The organism is Patescibacteria group bacterium (assembly GCA_035288465.1).
Lineage (GTDB): Bacteria > Patescibacteriota > UBA1384 > DATEAH01 > DATEAH01 > DATEAH01.
Window position 1 is genome coordinate 16,958 of the sequence record DATEAH010000003.1, and the last position, 20,772, is coordinate 37,729.

Below are 20,772 nucleotides of genomic sequence, written 5' to 3' on the forward strand. Positions count from 1 at the left end.
TTATCGTCCAATTCCTTTATATGGAATACCTAATTGTTGAATTTTGTTTTTGCCTAAACTGTTTTTGCCATCAACGATCGCAATAATTTTGTTTCTTTGCCAGGTTTCAGGTTTAATGTTGATAAATTCATCGTGATCAGTGGCTAAAATTACAGCTTGGCTTTTTTTTAAAATTTCTGCCAAACTTTTGCAGGTGGAAATTTCCGGCACATATGGATCAAAAGTTTCAAAACGAATCTTTTTTTGTTTTAAAATTTGGACAATTTTTAACGCCGGGCTTTGTCTTAAATCACCGACACCTTTTTTATAAGATAAGCCTAAAACGCCGACTTTTACTTGATTTAATTTTTTATTTTGTTTTTTGAGTAAAATTGAAAGTTGTTGAACTGTGTAACTAGGCATAGAATTGTTAATTTTTCGAGCCAGTTTCAAAAAGCGATGGTTAAAGCCGACTTTAGCCGCTTTTTGAATTAAATAATATGGGTCAACGCCAATGCAATGGCCACCTACTCCACAAGAGGGATAATGAGGCAAGAAAGCAAAGGGTTTGGTTGAGGCGCCTTTAATAACTTCTAAGACATCAATGCCCAAAGTGTCAAAAGAACGCGCCAATTCATTGACATAAGCGATATTGATATCACGAAAAGTATTTTCAACGATTTTGGTCGCTTCAGCTTCTTTAATGCCCTTGGTTTTATAAATTTGGGCGGAAATAATATTGGAATAAAATTTATAGGCTAAGTCGCGGCTTTTGGTGTTAATGCCACCAACAACTCGGGGGATATTATGAATCGTCCATTTGGTATTGCCCGGATCAATTCTTTCTGGACAATGGGCATAATAAAAATCTTCGCCAACTTTATATCCAGAACTCTCTATTATAGGAATGATAACTTCTTCGGAGGCGCCAGGGTTGACGGTTGATTCCAAGATTATTAATTGTTTTGGCTGGAGGTGTTTGGCGATACTTTTAGAAACGTTTTTAAGCGGGGTGAGGTTTGGGGTGTAATCTATATAAACTGGAGTCGGCACAGAAATGATAATAATATTGGCTTTTTCCAAAACCTCGTCATCGGTGGTGGTTTCGAAATTTTGGTTTTTAAATTTTTTTTCAAGATTTTGGGTTTTTTCGGGATCAATATCAAAACCGATCAGGTGATACTTCTTATTTTTAATGATAGCTTCGGTTAATGCAGAACCGACATAACCTAAGCCCATAATGACGACATTTTGTCGTTTTTTGGAAATTTGCTTCATTCTACCCCTAAAAGATTATTATATATCAAATTCAGAATATTTCAACTTTTTAAAATTTATGCTATAATGTGAGGACTTGTTGAGTGGATGGGAAAAAATGAAGAATGAAAAAATATTAGTCTTGGTGCCAGCCTATAATGAGGCAGAAAATATCAGGGGCGTGATTTTGGATGTGCAAAAAAATTTGGGGCGAGTCGATATTTTAGTGGTGAATGATGGTTCAACCGATAATACTTTAACGCAAGTTCGAAAAACAAAAGCCATTGTTTTGAACTTGAGCCAAAATTTAGGCATTGGCGGTTCGGTCCAAGCTGGATTATTGTATGCCGTAGAAAATGATTATGATTTAGTTTTACGTTTAGACGGCGACGGCCAACACCGAGCTGAAGATTTGCGAAAACTTAAAGAAAAACTGCAAAAAAGCAAATTAGATGTTTTGATTGGTTCCAGATTCCGCTCGCATCATAACTTTAAATTCGGCTTTTTTCGAAAAATCGGCATTCGGTATTTTTCCTGGTTAGTCAGCGCTTTGACCCATCATCAAATTTTAGACCCGACTTCTGGTTTGCAGGCGATTAATCGGCCGGCACTGCAATTTTTAGCGAAAAATTATCCGCAAGATTATCCCGAAGTGGAAGCAGTTTTGATTTTGTCTTTGGCGGGATTTAAAATTGGGGAGATGGCGGCAAAAATGAAAGAACGTTCTGGCGGCACCTCGAGTATTTCTTGGCGAAAATCAATTTATTATATGCTTAAAGTAACTTTGGCAATTTTGGTAAATTTAATTAGAAATAAACCGAAAAGGTCGTAATGTTTTTAATTTTTAAAACTCATCAAATTTTTGGCTTTGTCGTGAGCTTATTATTTTTAATTTTAATTATTGAAATGGTGAGACGCCGCAAACTGCTTGAAGGTTATTCTTTGCTCTGGATTTTTACCGGTTTAATTTTAGTGGTGATTTCTTTATGGGAAAAATTATGGATTAAAATCGCCAGTTTACTGGGGATTGTTTACGCTCCCTTTAGTTTGTTGATTTTCTTTTCATTATTTTTAATTATTGTTTGTTTAGATTTTTCGATGAAAATCTCCAAATCGAGCCAGCAGATTAAAGGCTTGATTCAAAAAGTAGCGCTTTTAGAAAATAAGGTTGAAAAATGCCAAAAAAAATCTTCAAAATCGAAAAAATAAAAACTAAAATTTGGCTGGGCGTGGTTTTTGCTTTGCTTTTGTCGGTAATGATGTTTTTTGCACCCACTTTTCGCCAAAAACAAATTACGACAGGTGATGAGCCTCATTATTTACTAATCACTCAAAGTTTAATTTTTGACCATGATTTGGATTTGAAAAATAATTATGACCAAAGAGATTATTTAAAATTTCATCCTCAGGATTTGCCTGATCGTCATACGGTTTTGGTGCGAGGCCATGAATTTCCGGTGGCGGGAATTGGTTTCCCGATGTTATTGATGCCATTTTATTTGGTTGGGCCAAGAATTGCAGTGATGGTGTTATTTAATTTGGTGGCAGCTTTGCTGGCAGTGAATTTATTTTTGGCGGCTTTTGAAATTACCAAGCGTAAATTATTATCTTTTTTCTTGGCGTTAATTTTTATTAGCACTTTGCCGTTATCAATATATGCTTTTCAAATCTATCCGGAATTAATTGTTGGATTAATTATTCTTTATGCTTTTCGGAAAAAATTTTCACCCTTAGCGATTTTGGGGATAGCTTTTTTGCCTTGGCTTCACGCAAAGTTTTATTTGGTGAGCTTGTTCTTTTTGGGCTATTATTTATGGAAAAAGAAATTTATCCCAGCTCTAGGCATTTTGGTTTCTTTGGTGGGTTTGGCGATTTATTTTAAATTTTTATATGGCAGTTTTTTGACGACGGCTCAAGTTTCAGAAGCTGGAGTTTGGCCAAGTTATTCAGGAATTTTAGGTTTATTTTTGGACCGCCAGTTTGGGCTAATCGCCTGGAATTGGTGGTATTTGTTGGTGCCTTTTGGTTTAATTTTATGGTTTAAATTGGCTAAAACTAAACTAGAAAAAGAAAATTGGTATTTATGGTTGGGTTTGTTTTTGGTGCTATTTTTACCGCATGCGCTTTTTAAATATTGGACCGGGGGTTGGTCGCCAGCCGCTCGATATTTGGTGCCAATTATACCCTTGTTTATTTATCCCATCGCTTTTTTATATCAAAAATTCCACGGTCGGATTTTTAATTTTCTGTCAGATTTTTTGGTCACAATTTCTTTAGCTTTAAGTGCAATTGCACTGTCTGTGCCAGCGATACTTTTTAGTTCGCCACAAACTGGAACACAAAACCAGCTCTTGGTGAAAATCGGCTTGCCAGAAATTTTACCCTCTTTTATAAGATTGAATCATACAGATTGGTGGTTGATAATAATTTGGTTTGCGGGATTTATTTTGGCAATAATAATTTTTGCCTATAAAATCGACCCGAAGTTTTTCTCAAGGTTTTTAAAATTAGCCTTAGTATTATGGCTAATTGTGGCAATTTTGGCCTTTTTCAATTTATCATTAGCCGGCAAAACCGCGCTCTCAACACCCATAAACTGGACGCGCGCCTTGGTTTTGAATAATTGGTCTTATCAAGCTGAGGATTTGGCCAGACTTGCCGGAGAAGTCAAGCCAGATTCAAAAGCTCAGGGCGGACAATATTTAACAACCACCCCCACGCAAGCCAAAAATATTTATTTTATTTTTGGGCCATTGGCAACTTTAATCCCCGGAGAATATCAAGCGACTTTTCGTCTTAAAACCGACAAAACTGAACTGGGACATTTGGCAGATATTGAAGTCGCCACCAAACAAGGCGCTAACAAACCAGCGATGAAAAAAATTAATGGCGCAGATTTTGTCAAGACAAACGAATTTCAAGATTTTACTCTAAATTTTAGCACCTCGGGTAGCCGCTCTTTTGAGTTTCGGGTATATTATCTTGTAGGCGATTTAGGGGTTGATGATATTAAAATAAAAGTGCAAAAAAGAAATTGGCAGGAATTATTTCGAATGGTACCGGAAAAATTAATCAATAAATTTTCTAAAAAGTAGGTAAAATGAGGATTGGTTTAGATGCTAGATTTTGGGATTTAAAAAATGCCGGTTTAGGTAGATATACCCAAGAATTGGTGAAAAATTTGCTTAAACTTGACCATAAAAATGAATATTTTTTACTTTTAAATCCAAAAGATGCTGAAAGTTTTGATTTAGAAGCAGATAACTTGCAGGTGGTCAAAATCGACTCGCCGCATTATTCGGTGATGGAACAAGTGAGAATGCCGTTTGAAATTGCCCGGTTAAAATTAGATTTTGTTCATTTTTTAAGTTTTAACCATCCGATTTTGTGGCCTGGAAAATTTTTAGTTTCAATTCATGATTTAACCCTTTATTTATATCCGGCCAGATCCAGAAAATCGATTTTGCACCGCTGGGCAATGTCGGTAGTGGTGGCTGATGCGGCCGGTCGCGCCAATCATATTTTTGCTTTATCGGAAAACACCAAAAAAGATATTGTGAAAAAATTTTCCATTAATCCTGATAAAATCACGATTACGTATTTAGGGGTGCCTTCAAATTTAAAGATGCTTCCCAAAAGTCGAGTCCAAGCTTTTATTAAAAAGAAAAAAATCGCTACCCCATTTTTATTTTATGTGGGGCAATGGCGGGCTCATAAAAATTTGATCCGATTAGTGCGGGCTTTTGAACTGGCGAAAAAAACCGCCAAGACTGATTTTAAATTAGTCATTGGCGGCAAACCAGACCCAGATTATAGTCAACTTTTAATCGCCATTGCCAAATCACCAGTTAAAAAAGATATTATTATTCCAGGTTTTATTTCCGATGAAGAATTGCCTTATTGGTATAACGCCGCCACGGCTTTTATTTTTCCTTCGTTGTATGAAGGATTTGGTTTGCCGGTTTTGGAAGCGGCAAAGTGTGGGACGCCAGTTTTGTCATCAAACTCCTCATCATTACCCGAAGTTTTAGGTGAGGCAGCGCTTTATTTTGATCCCAAAAGTATTAAGCAGATGGCAAAGCTGATGAACAAAATTGTTGATGATCCTAAATTAAGAGAGGAATTAAAAGCTAAGGGTTTGAAAAAAGCCGAAGAATTTAGTTATCAAAACGTGGCGAAAAAAATTCTAAATGTATATAATAAGATTAAGTAAATTTATTAAATTTAATATTTAAAATTTCAATTTCCAAATTCTAATAACCATTCAATATCCAATAACCAAATTCCAAGCAATTCTTTCTTCTTTTTGATTATTGGTAATTAGAATTTGATTGATAATTGGTCATTGATAATTAAAATTCAATAATTTTAGGGAGGCATGATGTCTTTGGAAAACAAATTTATCCTTTGGGGATTAATCGGAGCGGGAATTGGTTTGGTTTTTGGTCTTTATCTAATTTTTTGGGTTCTGGCAAAACCGGCGGGCAATGAAAAGATGCAAGAAATCGCGCGGGCGATTCAAGAAGGCGCGGTGGCATATTTGAAGAGACAGTATTTAATTATTGCCGTGATTGCAGTGGTTTTAGCAGTTATTTTGGGATTAAAGTTAGCTTGGTTAACGGCTTTAGGATTTTTATTGGGAGCAGTTTTTTCCGCTTTGTCTGGGGCAGTGGGAATGATGATTGCCACCCGAGCCAACGTGCGATGTGCGGAAGCGGCGCGAACTGGTCAAAAAGCAGCTTTTGCGGTGGCAGCCAAATCTGGTCAAGTGACCGGTTTTTTGGTGGCAGGTCTGGCATTACTGTCAGTGACAGGATTTTATGCCTTAACTCATAATTTATCAGCTTTAATCGGTTTGGGATTTGGCGGTTCTTTAATTTCAATTTTTGCCAGATTGGGTGGCGGAATTTTCACCAAAGCGGCGGATGTTGGCGCAGATTTAGTGGGTAAAGTGGAAGCTGGAATTCCTGAAGACGATCCTCGAAACCCGGCCGTGATTGCTGATAATGTTGGTGATAATGTGGGTGATGACGCGGGGATGGCCGCAGATTTATTTGAAACTTATGTGGTTACGACCGTGGCGGCGATGCTTTTGGCAAAAATTATCTTTAATTCCCAAATTATGATTACTTTACCTTTAGCTTTGGGTGCGGTGGCGATGATAGCTTCAATTTTGGGTTCATTTTTCATTAGAATTTCAAATCAAACTAAAAGCCCAATGACCGGTTTTTATTGGGGTTTGATTGTCGCAGGGATTCTGGCAATTTTGGGTTTTTGGTGGTTATTGGCAAATCCACAAATTACAAATGGGATGAGACTTTTTTATACTGCTTTGGTTGGTTTGGGGGTAACTGGTTTGTTGGTTTTTGTAACTGATTATTTTACCTCAAAATCATTTCGTCCAGTGCAAGCGATTGCTGAGGCTTCTGAATCTGGTCACGGCACAAATGTAATTGCCGGTTTAGCAATTTCGATGTCTTCAACCGCCTGGCCGGTTTTAATCATTTCCGCCGGGATTTTAAGCTCGTATTTGATTTCGGGAATTTTTGGCGTGGCCACGGCCGCGGTGTCGATGTTGTCGATTATGGGGATTATTATTTCAGTAGATGCATATGGTCCAGTTTCTGATAATGCGGCCGGGATTTCGGAAATGAGCGAATTACCATCTAAAGTTAGAGAAACCTTAGATCCTTTGGACGCAGTTGGCAACACCACCAAAGCAGTCACTAAAGGTTATGCGATTGGATCGGCGGGTTTAGCCGCCTTGGTTTTGTTTTCTGCTTATACTCAGGAATTGGTTAATGTTGGTGTTAAGGCTTCGGATTTCGTTTTGAGTGATCCGTATGTTTTGGTGGGTTTGTTTATTGGTGGCATTTTGCCTTATTATTTTGCTTCCAAGGCAATGTCAGCCGTTGGCCGAGCTGCTGGCGCGGTGGTTTTTGAAGTGCGACGCCAATTTAAAGAAATTAAAGGGATTATGTCTCGCAAGACCAAACCTAATTACGGTCGATGTGTTGAAATTGTGACTAAAGCGGCTCAAAGGGAAATGATTTTGCCAGCTTTGCTCCCAGTGGTGACGCCGATCTTAGTGGGTTGGCTATTGGGGCCTAAGGCTTTGGGTGGTTTATTGGTCGGTTCGATTGTAACCGGTTTGTTTGTGGCAATTTCGATGACTTCTGGCGGTGGCGCTTGGGATAATGCCAAAAAATATATTGAAGAAGGTAAATATGGCGGTAAAGGTTCCCCTGCTCATGCGGCGGCCGTGACCGGCGATACTGTTGGCGATCCCTACAAAGATACGGCTGGGCCGGCGATTAATCCGATGATTAAAATTTTAAATATTGTCGCCTTATTGATAGTTGGATTATTATAAAAAAAGTAATAGCTGTTAGGTATTAGTTTATAGCTTCTAGGTTCCAGCTTCTAGTTTTTCTAGAACCTAATTATTTTTTGAATTTTGAACTTTTTTATGATACTTTTGGATTGGGACAATTGAAGTTCTAAAATTTTTGATACCAGGATTTAATTAATTTTTCGCTTAGGATTTATTTATGAAAAAATCAATTGATAGCTTAAAGGGAAAAACTGCCACAAAAACTACTCCAAAAAATAACAATAAAAAACCTAAATCTAAATCGCAAATCCTGACGAAAATAAAAAAGCAATCTGATCGGAAATTCAAGCTAAGTAAAAAACAGCTCTTGATGATAGGAATTATCACGACGGCGATTGCGGTTTTTTTGGTATATTGTTTAGTGCAGAGAATTGTGTTGGCTGATAAAATTTATCCTAATGTGTGGTTGGCTTCGAATAATGTTGGCGGGATGATTCTTAATGATGCTGAAAAAAATTTAGAAAATCAGTCTAACCAATATTTAAAAACCGCTAATTTAGAATTGAGAACCGATACGAAAACTTATCAATTAAAACCAAATGATTTGGGGGTAAAATATAATGCGGGTGCCATTCTTGATAAATTAATGTCAATTGGCCATAAACAAAATTTTATCGTTTCCGGCATCACGAGATTAGGATTGATTTTTAAACCTAAAAAAATGGCCGCAGATTTTTCTTGGGACCAAGAAACTTGGAAAAACAACTTAAATGAAATTGCCAAAGAAGTTGATATTCCATTTCAAAATGCGACTTTGAAATTTGAAGATGGCCAAATTGTCGAGGTGCCATCTTCAGCGGGCAAAAAAGTAGATCAGGTTAAATCTGAAAAAGATGTTAAAATTGCGATTGCAAATTTTAAAACTAATCCAATCCAATTTGATCAAGTTGTTTCTCTGCCCGAAATTGAAATTGGCGATACTGATTTCGCTAAGAAAGAAGCCCTTAGTATGATCGCTTCGGGCTTGTTGGTTATTTACAAAGATCAAGAATTTCAATTAGAAACGGATAAAATTGCGTCTTGGATTAATTTTAAAGTTATCCCTTCATCTAAGGTTTTAGGGGAGAGTACAGGTACTGCTAATGCCAATAGCGATCAAAATAAAATTAGCGAGGAATCCAAAAAGATTCTTCAAGCGCAATTAGACGAAACAAAAATTAATGATTATATTGCCCAATTAGCTTTAAAAATTGATGTTGCCGCGCAAGACGCAGGCGTGTCTTTCGCAAATGGTCGGCCAACTGTGACCAAGCCATCCGTGGTTGGCAGGGCAATTGATCGAAAACAACTTTATACTGATTTGGTTGATGCGATTAAAAATGATGATTATAAAAAAGTTAAGATTAAAATTGTCACTACTTTGCCCAAGGTTCGAGAAGATAATTTATTGGGTTTGGGTTTGGTGGAGTTGATAGCAGAGGGCATTTCTTCGTTTGGCGGGTCGCCGCGGAATCGAATTCATAATATTAAAACTGGGGCGGCAAAATTTAACGGTGTTTTAATCTCACCCGGCGAAGAATTTTCTTTTAACGAGCATTTAGGGTCAGTTAATGCTTCAACTGGTTTTTTGCCGGAATTAGTCATCAAGGAAAATAAAACTATTCCGGAGTATGGTGGTGGTTTATGTCAAGTTTCAACGACGGCTTTTCGAGCCGCACTCTTGGCTGGTTTTACAATTTTGGAGCGCAAAGAGCATGCTTATCGGGTTAAATATTACGAGTGGCCATACGGGCCAGGCGTTGATGCGACGATTTACCCGCCCCATCCTGATTTAAAATTTAAAAACGATACTGATTATTATGTTTTAATCCAAACCAAAACCGTAGGTACGAAAATAATTTTTGATTTTTACAGCACTAAAGCTGGCCGTTTCGCGGTGATTAACAAACCAAAGGTGTTATGGTCAAAGCCGGACGGATCAATGGGAGCGCTTTTTACTCGTGATGTTTTTCAAAATGGTAAATTAGTCAGATCCGATGTTTTTAAAACTTTATATAAATCACCATCCCTATATCCTCGTCCCGTGGTTGAAACCGGTGCCCCAGTCCAACAGTAATATTTACAAGGACACATATGTCGAAAATTAATCCGGAAATTTTTAAAGCCTATGATATTCGTGGCACTTATCCAGATCAAGTTAATGAAGAAACCGCGTATGCGATAGGTTTTGCTTTGGGGCAAAAAAACAAAAAAGAGATCGTGGTTGGCCGTGATATGCGTGCTTCGTCTGAACCATTATTTCAATCTTTAGCGCAAGGAGTGACTAAAGCCGGCGGTTCGGTGATTTTTTTAGGCGCAGTAACGACGCCGATGTTAAATTTTGCCGTAGCTAAGAAAAATTATCGATTGGGAGTGATGATTACTGCCAGCCATAATCCCGGCCATTATAACGGTTTTAAAATTATTGGGCCTAGGGCGGTTCAATTTAGCAATCTGAGCGGTTTGGCTGAAATCAAAAATCAGGTTCAGATAATTCAAAATCAAGCCGATTTTTCAGCATCACCAAACATAAAGGCACAAATTACTAATTTTGATATTTTACCTGAATATTTGGAGCATTTGGAAAAAATTATTGGCACCATCAAGCCTTTAAAAATCGTCGCCGATGCCGGCAATGGCATGGCTAAAATTTCCGCTGAGCCATTATTTGAAAAGTTAAGCTTAAAAGTTATCAAATTATATTTTGAACCTGATGCAAATTTTCCGCACCATGACCCAAATCCGGTCGTTGAAGAAAATTTAACTGATTTAAAGGCTAAGGTTTTAGAAAATAAGGCTGATTTGGGAGTTGCTTTTGACGGCGATGCGGATCGGGCGATTTTGATTGATGAAAAAGGACAAGTCGTCCCGGCAGCATTATTGCTTTGCGCAATTGCAACTCAGGAATTAAAAAATAAACACGGTCAAAAAGTGTATTATGATTTGCGTTTTTCCAAAGCGGTGCCAAAAATGATCAAAAAAGCGGGCGGTGAGCCAGTTCGGATGCGAATTGGCAACCCTTTTTATAAGGAAAAAATAATTTTAGAAGGCGGTTTGATGGGTGCGGAATATTCTGGGCATTTTATGTATTCGGAAAATTTTGGGCTTGATGATGGTTTGTTTTCTATCGTCAAAATAATATATTGGCTTTCTGAAACTGGAAAATCTTTATCAGAATTTGTCGCACCATTTGTAAGTCCATATTTTCAAACCGGGGAAATCAATTTAGAAGTGGCGGAGGCTGGCGAGATTATGAATAAACTTGAGAAAAAATATACTGATCTTGGCGCGAAAATTGATAAATTGGATGGCTTAACTTGCGATATGGGCGATTGGTGGTTTAATTTAAGGGCTTCAAACACTGAACCGGTGGTAAGATTAAATATTGAAGCTGGTTCTGAAAAAATATTAAATGAAAAAAAGACGGAGTTAATCAAAGAAATTTCCCCAAAGGAAAATTTTTAATTCTAATTTAAAAAAGTTTTTCATTTATTGCCCAATAATATTAGTTATTGATCCGCCTTGGCTCGCAAGGCGAGATAGGTTAGGTCAATTAGAGCAATTAGAAATTAATAATTAGTACTTCAGGCCCATTTTCTCTTTAACTTCTTCGAGAGTGGCTTGAGCTTGAGGTTTTAATTTTTCTGCGCCTTCGGTTAATATCTTCTTAATCGCGTCTGGATTTTTGGCTAATTCAGCGCGCTTTTTTTGTATTGGTTCAAGCTCGCGAATAATTGCTTCGGCTAAGACGGGTTTCAATTCTGAATATTTGATCGTGCCATCTTGGCGTTGTTTTCGAAATTTATCAGCTGTTTCTGGTCCGGCAAAAACCTCTAACAAATTAAATAAATTTTGCGACGCAGATGAAACTTCTTTTTCTGTTCCTGTATCTGTGACCGCAGCACCAACCTTGTCCTGAATTGTCTTGGGTGAATCTGACAGGGCAATAAAAGTCTCGGGCGAATTAGATTTTGACATTTTGCTATTGCCATCAAGTCCTAAGATTCGCGGAGCCTTAGATAAAATTGGTTTAGGCTCAGGAAAGGTCTCACCCTCGCCGTTAGCGGGGCAAGCAAATTTTTTATTAAATTGTCTCGCAATTTCTCTGGTTAATTCTAAGTGTTGGACCTGGTCTTCGCCCACTGGCACTTCCTCAGCTTTATAAATTAAGATATCAGCAGCCATTAAAATCGGATAGTTTAAAAGTCCAGCATCAATTTCGTGGCTTTTGGCAGATTTTTCTTTAAATTGGGTCATCCGTTGTAATTCGCCCAAAGGCGTAATTGTGCCCAATAACCAAGCTAATTCGGTGTGTTCAGGCCGGTCTGACTGGACAAAGAGGGTGGATTTTTCTGGATCAATGCCACAAGCCAAAAAATCTAAAGCCGCCTCAAAAATTCTTTGCGGCATAATATCTACTGGATATTCTTGAGTGATGGCATGCAAATCAACAATCGAAAAAATACACTCATGATCTGCTTGGAGTTGAGCGAATTGTTTTAAGGCACCAATGTAATTTCCGATCGTGAGGGTGCCTGAAGGTTGGATGCCAGAAAAAACTTTTTTCATAATTATTTTTACATTATCAAATTCTTTTCATTTTCGCAAATTTTTTCCTTGATCATAATTCATAATTCTTAATTCGTGCTTCGTAATTCAAGTCTGTTATAATATAGCCAATGAAAAATAAATTCACGCCAGCACAAATTGAAAAGGCAATTTTTGCCACCCTGGCTTATTTTGATTTGTTAAACCGACCTTTAACATCGGGTGAAATTTGGCAATTTTTATATCAGACTGAAGCTACCAAAGCAGAAGTTGAAAAAACTCTTCAAAATAGCCTTAAATTACAGAAAATAATTGCTGAAAAAAATGGCTATTATTATTTCAAAAATCGCGTTAATCTAATTCCTCAAATGAAAAAGAAACAAGAAATTTCCAAGCAGCTTAGGCAAAAAGCGAAAAGGGTAGCGAAAAGGATATTTCAGATCCCTTTTGTCAAAATGGTGGCAGTTTATGGTTCTCTTTCCTATATGAATGCCAAAGATGATTCTGATATTGATTTAATTATTATTACCCAGCCCGGCCGGATTTGGACGGTGCGGGCTTTGGTAAATTTATATTTAGATTTTAACCGACTTAGAAAAGACGATCACCCAATTTGCCCAAACTTGTTTGTAAGCGAAGAAGCGATGGATTTATCCAAAATTGTCTTTTCTCCACCCGACCTTCACTTGGCGCAATTAGCGGCTTCTTCTATTCCTATCATATATGTTCAAGAAATCGCCCAAAAGTACCAACGGGAAAATTCAAATTGGTTAAAAAAATATTTTCCAAATTTTCAAATAAATTTAGATCAAGTCGAAAATGGACGTGAAGGATCAGTCAAAAAATTATTAGAAAAATTACTAGCAGGAATGTTTGGCCGACAGCTGGAGAAACAATTGCAAAAAACACAAACGCGCCTTATCATCCGAAACACGCAAAAAATGGGCGATGAAAATGCGAGTGTGATGGCGACAGATCAAGTCGTCAAAACCCATTATCGTCAAGATAAACATTTAAGATATCTGGCGGAGTTTTCAAAACGCACTAAAAATTTCAGTTCTTGACATGATCTGGGATAATATGCTATCCTGTTATCTGCGGGGTGAAGCCCGCCAAATTTTATTAAAAAGGAGTTTAAATGTCAAAAAATCTAAATCTTAAGCCTTTGTTAGACCGAGTCATTTTAGAGCCAGTTTTAATCTCGGAAAAAACTAAAGGTGGCGTGATTTTACCAGATTCAGTCGAAAAAGAAAAGCCACAAGAAGCCAAAGTAATCGCGGTTGGTCGAGGGAAAGAAGTGGCGGGTAAATTTGTTCGTCCAGAAGTTAAAATTGGCGATCGAGTTTTATACAAGAAATACTCTGGCGACGAAATTGAAATTAATAGCAAAAAAGTCATTATTATCGAGGCTGGTGATATTTTAGCAATTATTAAATAGGTAATTAGCTTCTAGGTGCTAGCTTCTAGTTTTTCTAGAACCTAGAACCTGAAACCTATAACCTAGTTTGAAAGGAGCCATATGGCAAAGCAAATTAAATTTAACGAGTCAGCGCGCAATAAACTTAAAAAAGGCGCCAATATTTTAGCTGATTCAGTCAAAATTACTTTAGGCCCCAAAGGCAGAAATGTGGTTTTGGACAAAGGTTTTGGCACCCCGACAGTGACCAATGATGGTGTGTCAATTGCTAAAGAAATTGAACTCAAAAACAGATTCGAAAATCTGGGTGCAGAATTAATGAAGGAAGTCGCGGAAAAAACCAAAGAATCAGCTGGTGACGGGACGACCACGGCGGTAGTTTTAGCGCAAGCGATGATTAATGAAGGTTTAAAGCATGTTTCCATGGGTGTGAATCCAAATGGCATTAAAAGAGGTATTGAATTGGCTACTGGAAAAGTCGTGGCACAATTACAAAATAATGCCAAGCAAATTAAAACCCGCCAAGAAATCGCGCATGTCGCTTCAATTTCTGCTGAAGACCCGCAAGTTGGCGAACTCTTAGCGGATATTATCGAATCGGTTGGCAAAGACGGCGTGATTACGGTTGAAGAATCGCAAACTTTAGGTTTGGAAAAAGAAGTTGTCGAAGGAATGCAATTTGATTCTGGTTATATTTCAGCTTATATGATTACTGATACCGCCCGCATGGAATCAGTTTTCGAAAACCCACACATTTTGATTACTGATAAGAAAATTTCCTCTGTGAATGACATTGTGCCGGTGATTGAAAAAATGATCCAAGTTGGTAAAAAGGATTTAGTGATTATTGCGGATGATGTTGAAGGTGAAGCTTTAGCAACCTTGGTGCTTAATAAGCTAAGAGGAGTTTTTAATACCTTAGTCGTGAAGGCGCCAGGTTATGGTGACCGCAAAAAAGAAATTTTATCTGATATTGCAGTCTTAACAGGTGCTCAAGTGATTTCTGAAGATTTAGGCTTGAAATTGGATAAAATTCAAGTTTCAATGCTGGGACAAGCGCGTAAAGTGATTGCGGACAAAGAAAATACCACCATCGTGGAAGGTAAAGGCAAAGCCTCACAGATTAAAGCTCGCATCGATCAAATTAAAATTGAAAAATCAAAATCTAAGTCTGAATTTGATCGAGAAAAATTAGACGAAAGACTAGCCAAATTAACTGGTGGCGTGGGCGTGATTAAAGTTGGGGCTGCCACTGAAGCGGAATTAAATTATAAGAAATTAAAAATTGAAAACGCCGTCGCGTCGACAAAAGCAGCCATTGAAGAAGGCGTTGTGGCTGGTGGTGGCTCGGCATTGTTGCTGGCTGGCAAGGTGATTAAAAATGGCAAGATCGAGGTACCAGCCGCTGATAAAGATTTGTCTGACGAAGTTTTGGCTGGGGCGAAAATTATTGCCAAAGCGGTTGAAGAGCCTTTGCGACAAATCATTAAAAATGCCGGTTCAGAAGACGCTTCGGTCATTATTTCCGAAATTCAAAACGCTAAACTTGGCACTGAAGCTGGTTTAGGTTATAATGCGGTTTCTTGTAAAGTGACAGATATGATTAAAGTCGGAATTATTGATCCAGTAAAGGTGACTCGTTCGGCTTTGCAAAATGCCGCTTCTGCGGCCGCGATGTTCTTGACTACCGAAGCGGCCATTTGTGATTTGCCAGAAAAAGATGATTCGGGAGCGGCTGGTGCCGGTGCTGGCATGCCTGGTGGTATGGGTGGCGGTATGGGGATGATGTAAGCGAAGCGCAACCCCGCACCGTCTCGTCGAAGTCGAACTGGTGCGTGGGTAAAATAGATTAAAGATTAAAAATCAAAGAGCAAAAATAAAAACCCGCGTTCTCTCGCGGGTTTTTTGATGTGTCAAGATTGATTTTCGGAAATTATTATTATATAGTAAACCCAGTCCAGAATCACGAGGCGCAAGGAGGAAACGCTGATGCCTAATGAGGTTTCGGTCCCTATTCAGACACCGATCGTTGTTTCTCGAGTCGAATTGCTTCTTCTTAACGGCAAGATTGTTTGTACGACCAGACCAAAATATTTAGCCGAACAGCTTATTTGATGTTTTTGAACATCCGGTTGAAAATGAAGAAATTCCATCAGATACACAAAGAATTAGAGCGGGCTATCGGCAAATCACTTTTATACTTAAACTTGCTGATGGTCAAAGCTTTTTGTTGCCTTTCGATTGGTATGGAAACTTGGGCGATTATTGGAATCAACGCACAAATCTGAGAGTTGTTGGTGATCCATATCACGTGTACCGAGATTCAAAACATCCGCGTCCATACTTAATTCTACCACGATCTGGCGATGAAATGGGCCACGTTTTGCAACAATTGGAAACTACCGAAATAGAACTTTTAGTTCACCATCGTAGCCTCAGTGCTGGCACAAGTTCATATGATGATTATGTAGTTTTGAGCTTAAGGTCCGATGAAAAAGTTTTTGGTCGCGGCATTATTTGGTTGATAAGAGACCATAGTGATGGAGATTTACAGCGAGAACTTTATGAATTGGAAGGCGGGGATTCTGATGAAGGTCGCGGCGACCATGTCGGTGGTTATGGAGCTGAAATATCAAATGGACCATAGAAGGTTATTTTTCGAGCCGTTGCTTGAAATTAAATTCAATTTTTTCCAAGCTTCGGCTTTTTTATTTCACGCTAATTCGGGGGCGGTGGCTTTTTTAACTTTTTCTGTACCTTGAATCTGGTTTTTAAAAATTACCGCTTCAAGAGTAATTTTAATTAAATCTTCGGCGGGAATAATCGAATTTTGTTTCAGGCTGATGACGGGTTTATCGCTAAATCCAATCGTGGCGCCGCGTAAATAAAATTTAATAATTGATAAAGTCTGGCTATCGATTAAGAGATCATCTATGCGACCGAGCCATTCACCTTTTTTGTTTTTTGCTAAGGCATCGAGGACTTTAATTCCTGAATCAACAATCTTTTTTAAGGCTAATACATCCTCAGCTTTAATGCGACAGCTTTCTTTGGCGACAATTAAATAATTCGGATTTGTTTCAAGCACGTCTCGGGTACTAATAAATCTGCGGCCAGACAAAGGCAGGGTGAAGATTTCAAAAGCTAAAATTTGACCATTTTTCGGGTCGCAAATAAGATCTTTAATTTTACCGAGCACGGTTTTTGTTTCAAGGCAATAGAAGGGCTTGGATTGTAAACGGCTAAATTGAATTAGCACGACCCCTCCCAAAAGATTAAAAATTAAGAAGCAAAGAGCAAAAATTCAAAGTAAAAATTAAAATTTAGATAATTTTTTATTATTAATCTTCATCTTTAATCTTTTCTTTTTAATATTTAATTTTAATTAGGCTTTGGTGTAATTTAAAATATCAAGCTGTCGAGCTCTTTTGATAGCCTTGGTAAGTTTTTTTTGGTGTTTAGAACAGGTGCCGGTTCTGGTTCGAGGTTGAATGCGACCGCTAAAATTCAAATATTTGCGTAAAATTTGCGCATCGGTAAAGTCGATTTCATCGATTTTATTTTTACAAAAAAAACAATATTTTTTGGTTTCTCTAGGCATAAAACTCCTTCGAAGCTTCAAATCCTAATTTCTAATATCTAAACAATTTCTAAATTCCAATTTTCTAATTTTCCAAATGTATGTGTGGTTTGAGATTTTGAATTTATGATTTGTTTAGGATTTAGTGCTTAGGATTTAGAATTTATTATTAAAACGGGATATCGTCTAAATTAATTTCTTCATCAGGGTTGCTTTTGGTTTTGTTAGGTTTTTCAGCTTTTTCTGGTTTATCTTTGGAAGATGATTTCTTTTCGGTTTTTTCTTCGGTTTCGGGGCTTTGATCGGCGGCTCCGGCTTCAGCATCGGGGACATTTCTTTCGCCAGCTGCACCTAAAGCGGAGATATTTTCGGCGACGATTTCGGTTTTGGTTCTTTTCACACCGTCTTGACCTTCCCAGCTGCGGGTTTGCAATCTGCCTTCAACTAAGGTTTTACGGCCTTTGTTTAAGATTTGGTTGCAAATTTCGGCTAACTTGCCCCAAGCCACGACATTATGAAATTCTACCGCTTCTTGGGTATTGCCCGAAGCATCATTCCAGCGTCGGTTGGTGGCAACGCCAAAGGAGCAAACTGGCTGGCCATTGGGAGTATAACGCATTTCTGGATCGCGGGTTAAATTCCCTAAAATGATCACCTTGTTAAAATCACGCATAATCGCTCCTTCGGAGCTTCAAACCCTAATTTCTAATATCTAATTTCTAAACAATTTGTAAATTCCAATTTTCTAATTTTCCAAATTTATATGTAGTTTAAAATTTTGAATTTGTGATTTGTTTAGGATTTAATGCTTAGGATTTAGAATTTTCAGCTCTATTCTTCTAAAATTTTATCTAATTCTTGTTCTAATTTTTTCATTCGTTCATCTTCTGATTCAATTTCTTGGGCAATTTCGGGTTTTTCAACTTTTTTCTCTGGTTTGGCTTTTTTGATAACTTTAATTTTAGCAGATTCAAGATCTTTTTCGGTTTTGACAGTTTCTAAAACTTCAGCAATTTCAGTTTTGGCAGGGGTTTTAGCGGCGGTAAGGGCTGGTTTTTCTTCTTTAATCTTGGCGATAACTGCTAGAGGGGCGGTTTTTTCGGCTTTAGTTTTGGCTGATTTTTCAGATTTTTTCATCTCTAGATTTAAAATCATAATCCTAATAATCGCTGAGATTGATTTTAATTCTGATTGGAGTTTTTTAATTTTATCTGGTTCTAAATCAAAACTAAATGAAAAATAAGTTGCCGATTGATTTTTTTTGATTGGATAAGCTAGCTTTTTGTAGCCTAAATTCTTAATTTCTTGAATTTTGCCTTCAAGAGTTTTGATGTTTTCTTCGATTTCCTGGCTGACTTTTTGAACTTCTTTTTCATCAACCTGATCAGAAATGGCAATGACTAATTGATATGATTTCATTTTTCCTCTAATTAATAGTAGGTATTAATTACTATAACAAAAGTTTGACTGAAATGCAACTCCCAGATACATTAAATTATAAACTTGATGATGTCGGCATCGCAAACTTGATAATTTTTACCTTCAAGGCGAATTTGGCCTTTGGATTTGGATCTTTCCAGGGAACCTGATTTTTTTAAATCGTCAAATGATAAAATTTCGGCTTTGATAAATTTTTGGGCAAAATCTGAATGTACTTGTCCAGCCGCGGAAACGGCGGTGGAATTTTTAGGAATTGGCCAAGATTGAACTAAACCTTTGGTCTCGGCTCGCGTAAAGCGAGACGGATCGGTGTATGTGTAAAAAACAATTAGATTTAATAAATGAAAACTGGCGCGAATTAAGCGAGTCAAACCTGTTTCTGCCAAGCCTAAATCTTTTAAATATTCGAGGCGTTCTTGATCGGAAAATTCAGACAATTCTGCTTCGGTAATGGCGGCAATTTCAATCTGTCTTTCCTCGGGCAGTTGGCGAATAAAGGGTGGATTTTTTAAGTCTTTTTCATCACAATTCAAAACCACTAAAACTGGTTTTTGGGTAAGAAAATTTAAACTGGAAATAATCTCCAAGTCATCAGTTTCTAAACCGAGATCGGAAATTAATTTTTCTTCGTTTAGGCCGGCTTTAATTTTTCTCAAAATTTCCAATTCGATGCGAGCTAATTTTTCACCCGCCTTAATATCTTTTGCCACGCTGGCTAATCTTTTTTCACAAGTTTCTAAATCCTTTAAAATTAATTCAGTCTTGATGGTTTCGTATTCTTTTTCAGGATTGACCTCATTTTGCGTCGAGACAATTTTTGAATCGGTAAAAGCTCGCAAAACCATCATAATTGCATCTGTTTCTCGAATATTGGCTAGAAATTTATTGCCCAAACCTTCGCCTTTAGCGGCGCCCTTGATCAAGCCAGCAATATCTATAAATTTGATTGGTGCGGGGATCTTTTTCGGCACCTTCAAAATTTTTTGCAACTCATCTAAGCGCTCATCCGGAACTTCCACAATCCCGACATTTGACTCAATTGTACAAAAAGGGTAATTAGAAACTTCCGCCTTGGCTTCTTTTTGCAAGGCGTTAAACAAGGTTGATTTTCCCACATTTGCCAAACCTAAAATTCCTATTTTTAGCATTAGTTTTACCCTTAATTCATTTTAACAAAATTATTCTTAATTTTCTATTTGCAAGTTGCTATTTCTAGTTTTTTATAATATAATTTATCTAATTAAGGAGATGTCGTACTTTAATATTTTGTTTTGAAATTGGTACGCTTGGACTGCTGAAAACCGGGGGCGACTGTCAGTGTGTCTTGAATGGTACGTTAAGATTTTAGCAGCATTGGCAATTTCGTCAGTCTTATTAACTACGATTTGCCATTGCCTACATTGGCCAAAATAGCCCAACCGAGAAAGGGGCGAATCCCAATGGCAACCGGACTGTTTCCGAATCTTGGCGCAATTAGGGCTCATTTGGGACGTCCCGCCTTTGGCGCAATCGGACTGGAACCAATTGAACCCTCGGCAGTCGAAGAAATTCTTAACTCACCTGGTTTTTATTCGCTGCCCCTGCCTCCAGAAAAGGAGAGAGCTAGACTTTTGGAGGAATTGGGCAAGAAGGGAGAAGTTTATAAAGCCGTGATGGCGCATAACAAAATCATTCTGGTCCAAGTTATGGAGGCAGAGGAAGGTTTAGAGTGTCGAGTGCTGACGCCAGGAACGATCAATTTAGTCAGAGAATGGTGCCTTCCTAACGGATCGACGATAGAATTGCACCACCTGGCTGTTGACTAAAGCCCAAACCACAACCTCGGGAGTGATGAGTCATGTCGATCAGGCAGTCGGGAACCAGGCAGGGATTTACCGTATTTGAACTTCTAGTGGTGATTTGGATTATTATAACTCTCATCGCAATCTTGTTGCCAGTTTTTACTAAAGCTAAACATACAGCGCAGATTAGAAAATGGCAAGCTGCCCTTGAAGATTCTGGACCAAAACATCAGGAAGCGGTAAACAACTTAGTGGAAATTATACACTCTGAAGAGTTTCAAACAAAGAAACCTTATTGGATAATTAAAGGTAGCAATCGCGAAGTTTTAGAAAAAGCTGGCTTTAAGGAGTACAGGACTTTTGAAGGTCCGGATGGGAAAATGACAATGTTTGTCGA

Annotated in this window: 21 protein-coding genes; 14 read left to right on the plus strand and 7 right to left on the minus strand. The window is 37.8% G+C overall.

Features of this window, described 5'->3' with window-relative positions; translation table 11 throughout:
- Positions 1-1,257, minus strand: coding sequence for a nucleotide sugar dehydrogenase (locus VJJ80_00520; protein HLC38600.1), 1,257 nt, complete (start codon positions 1,255-1,257; stop codon positions 1-3).
- Positions 1,258-1,354: 97 nt separating this feature from the next.
- On the opposite strand from VJJ80_00520, the gene VJJ80_00525 reads away from it, so the two are divergent.
- The 7 genes from VJJ80_00525 (at position 1,355) to VJJ80_00555 (ending at position 11,074) form a co-directional block, all read left to right on the plus strand.
- Positions 1,355-2,068: a glycosyltransferase family 2 protein gene (locus tag VJJ80_00525; protein HLC38601.1), complete on the plus strand. Its 714-nt coding sequence runs from the start codon at positions 1,355-1,357 to the stop codon at positions 2,066-2,068.
- On the plus strand, positions 2,068-2,445 hold the full coding sequence (locus tag VJJ80_00530; GenBank protein ID HLC38602.1) for a DUF2304 domain-containing protein: 378 nt from the start codon (positions 2,068-2,070) through the stop codon (positions 2,443-2,445). The genes VJJ80_00525 and VJJ80_00530 overlap by 1 nt, the downstream gene beginning before the upstream one ends.
- Complete coding sequence (locus tag VJJ80_00535; GenBank protein HLC38603.1) at positions 2,412-4,331, plus strand: hypothetical protein; 1,920 nt, start codon at positions 2,412-2,414, stop codon at positions 4,329-4,331. Before VJJ80_00530 ends, VJJ80_00535 begins: the two co-directional genes overlap by 34 nt.
- 5 nt (positions 4,332-4,336) lie before the next feature.
- Positions 4,337-5,449 carry a glycosyltransferase family 1 protein gene (locus VJJ80_00540; GenBank protein HLC38604.1) on the plus strand — a complete coding sequence of 371 codons (1,113 nt, stop codon included), beginning with the start codon at positions 4,337-4,339 and terminating at the stop codon, positions 5,447-5,449.
- A gap of 168 nt (positions 5,450-5,617) precedes the next feature.
- Positions 5,618-7,609, plus strand: coding sequence for a sodium-translocating pyrophosphatase (locus VJJ80_00545; GenBank protein ID HLC38605.1), 1,992 nt, complete (start codon positions 5,618-5,620; stop codon positions 7,607-7,609).
- Between the two features lie 178 nt (positions 7,610-7,787).
- Entirely contained in the window at positions 7,788-9,686 is a 1,899-nt protein-coding gene (locus VJJ80_00550; protein HLC38606.1) for a VanW family protein, read from the plus strand.
- A 17-nt stretch (positions 9,687-9,703) separates the two neighbouring features.
- Positions 9,704-11,074, plus strand: a complete 1,371-nt coding sequence (locus VJJ80_00555; protein HLC38607.1) for a phosphomannomutase/phosphoglucomutase — start codon at positions 9,704-9,706, stop codon at positions 11,072-11,074.
- Positions 11,075-11,185: 111 nt separating this feature from the next.
- Here the strand turns inward: VJJ80_00555 and trpS are convergent, their stop codons facing one another.
- A complete protein-coding gene (gene trpS, locus VJJ80_00560) occupies positions 11,186-12,178 on the minus strand; it encodes a tryptophan--tRNA ligase (GenBank protein HLC38608.1) in 993 nt (330 codons plus the stop codon).
- 110 nt (positions 12,179-12,288) lie between these two features.
- Between trpS and VJJ80_00565 the strand changes: the two genes are divergently transcribed.
- The 5 genes from VJJ80_00565 (at position 12,289) to VJJ80_00585 (ending at position 16,221) form a co-directional block, all read left to right on the plus strand.
- Positions 12,289-13,221, plus strand: coding sequence for a hypothetical protein (locus tag VJJ80_00565; GenBank protein ID HLC38609.1), 933 nt, complete (start codon positions 12,289-12,291; stop codon positions 13,219-13,221).
- A gap of 74 nt (positions 13,222-13,295) precedes the next feature.
- Entirely contained in the window at positions 13,296-13,595 is a 300-nt protein-coding gene (locus VJJ80_00570) for a co-chaperone GroES (protein ID HLC38610.1), read from the plus strand.
- 81 nt (positions 13,596-13,676) lie between these two features.
- On the plus strand, positions 13,677-15,365 hold the full coding sequence (gene groL / locus VJJ80_00575; GenBank protein HLC38611.1) for a chaperonin GroEL: 1,689 nt from the start codon (positions 13,677-13,679) through the stop codon (positions 15,363-15,365).
- A 198-nt stretch (positions 15,366-15,563) separates the two neighbouring features.
- Complete coding sequence (locus VJJ80_00580; GenBank protein ID HLC38612.1) at positions 15,564-15,689, plus strand: hypothetical protein; 126 nt, start codon at positions 15,564-15,566, stop codon at positions 15,687-15,689.
- Positions 15,690-15,945: 256 nt separating this feature from the next.
- Positions 15,946-16,221 carry a hypothetical protein gene (locus VJJ80_00585; protein HLC38613.1) on the plus strand — a complete coding sequence of 92 codons (276 nt, stop codon included), beginning with the start codon at positions 15,946-15,948 and terminating at the stop codon, positions 16,219-16,221.
- 66 nt (positions 16,222-16,287) lie between these two features.
- Here the strand turns inward: VJJ80_00585 and VJJ80_00590 are convergent, their stop codons facing one another.
- From VJJ80_00590 to ychF, 5 genes are all read right to left on the minus strand, one after another.
- Complete coding sequence (locus VJJ80_00590; GenBank protein HLC38614.1) at positions 16,288-16,833, minus strand: hypothetical protein; 546 nt, start codon at positions 16,831-16,833, stop codon at positions 16,288-16,290.
- 126 nt (positions 16,834-16,959) lie between these two features.
- Positions 16,960-17,175: a 30S ribosomal protein S18 gene (rpsR, locus tag VJJ80_00595; GenBank protein ID HLC38615.1), complete on the minus strand. Its 216-nt coding sequence runs from the start codon at positions 17,173-17,175 to the stop codon at positions 16,960-16,962.
- Positions 17,176-17,323: 148 nt separating this feature from the next.
- Positions 17,324-17,827: a single-stranded DNA-binding protein gene (locus tag VJJ80_00600; protein HLC38616.1), complete on the minus strand. Its 504-nt coding sequence runs from the start codon at positions 17,825-17,827 to the stop codon at positions 17,324-17,326.
- A 158-nt stretch (positions 17,828-17,985) separates the two neighbouring features.
- The gene (gene rpsF, locus VJJ80_00605; GenBank protein ID HLC38617.1) at positions 17,986-18,573 is read right to left on the minus strand and encodes a 30S ribosomal protein S6; all 588 of its coding nucleotides are present in this window, start codon (positions 18,571-18,573) and stop codon (positions 17,986-17,988) included.
- Positions 18,574-18,644: 71 nt separating this feature from the next.
- Complete coding sequence (gene ychF / locus VJJ80_00610) at positions 18,645-19,742, minus strand: redox-regulated ATPase YchF (GenBank protein HLC38618.1); 1,098 nt, start codon at positions 19,740-19,742, stop codon at positions 18,645-18,647.
- Between the two features lie 291 nt (positions 19,743-20,033).
- Between ychF and VJJ80_00615 the strand changes: the two genes are divergently transcribed.
- Together VJJ80_00615 and VJJ80_00620 are read left to right on the plus strand one after the other, a co-directional pair.
- Complete coding sequence (locus VJJ80_00615; GenBank protein ID HLC38619.1) at positions 20,034-20,399, plus strand: hypothetical protein; 366 nt, start codon at positions 20,034-20,036, stop codon at positions 20,397-20,399.
- A gap of 32 nt (positions 20,400-20,431) precedes the next feature.
- A partial coding sequence (locus VJJ80_00620) for a hypothetical protein (GenBank protein ID HLC38620.1) occupies positions 20,432-20,772 on the plus strand: 341 nt, incomplete at its 3' end.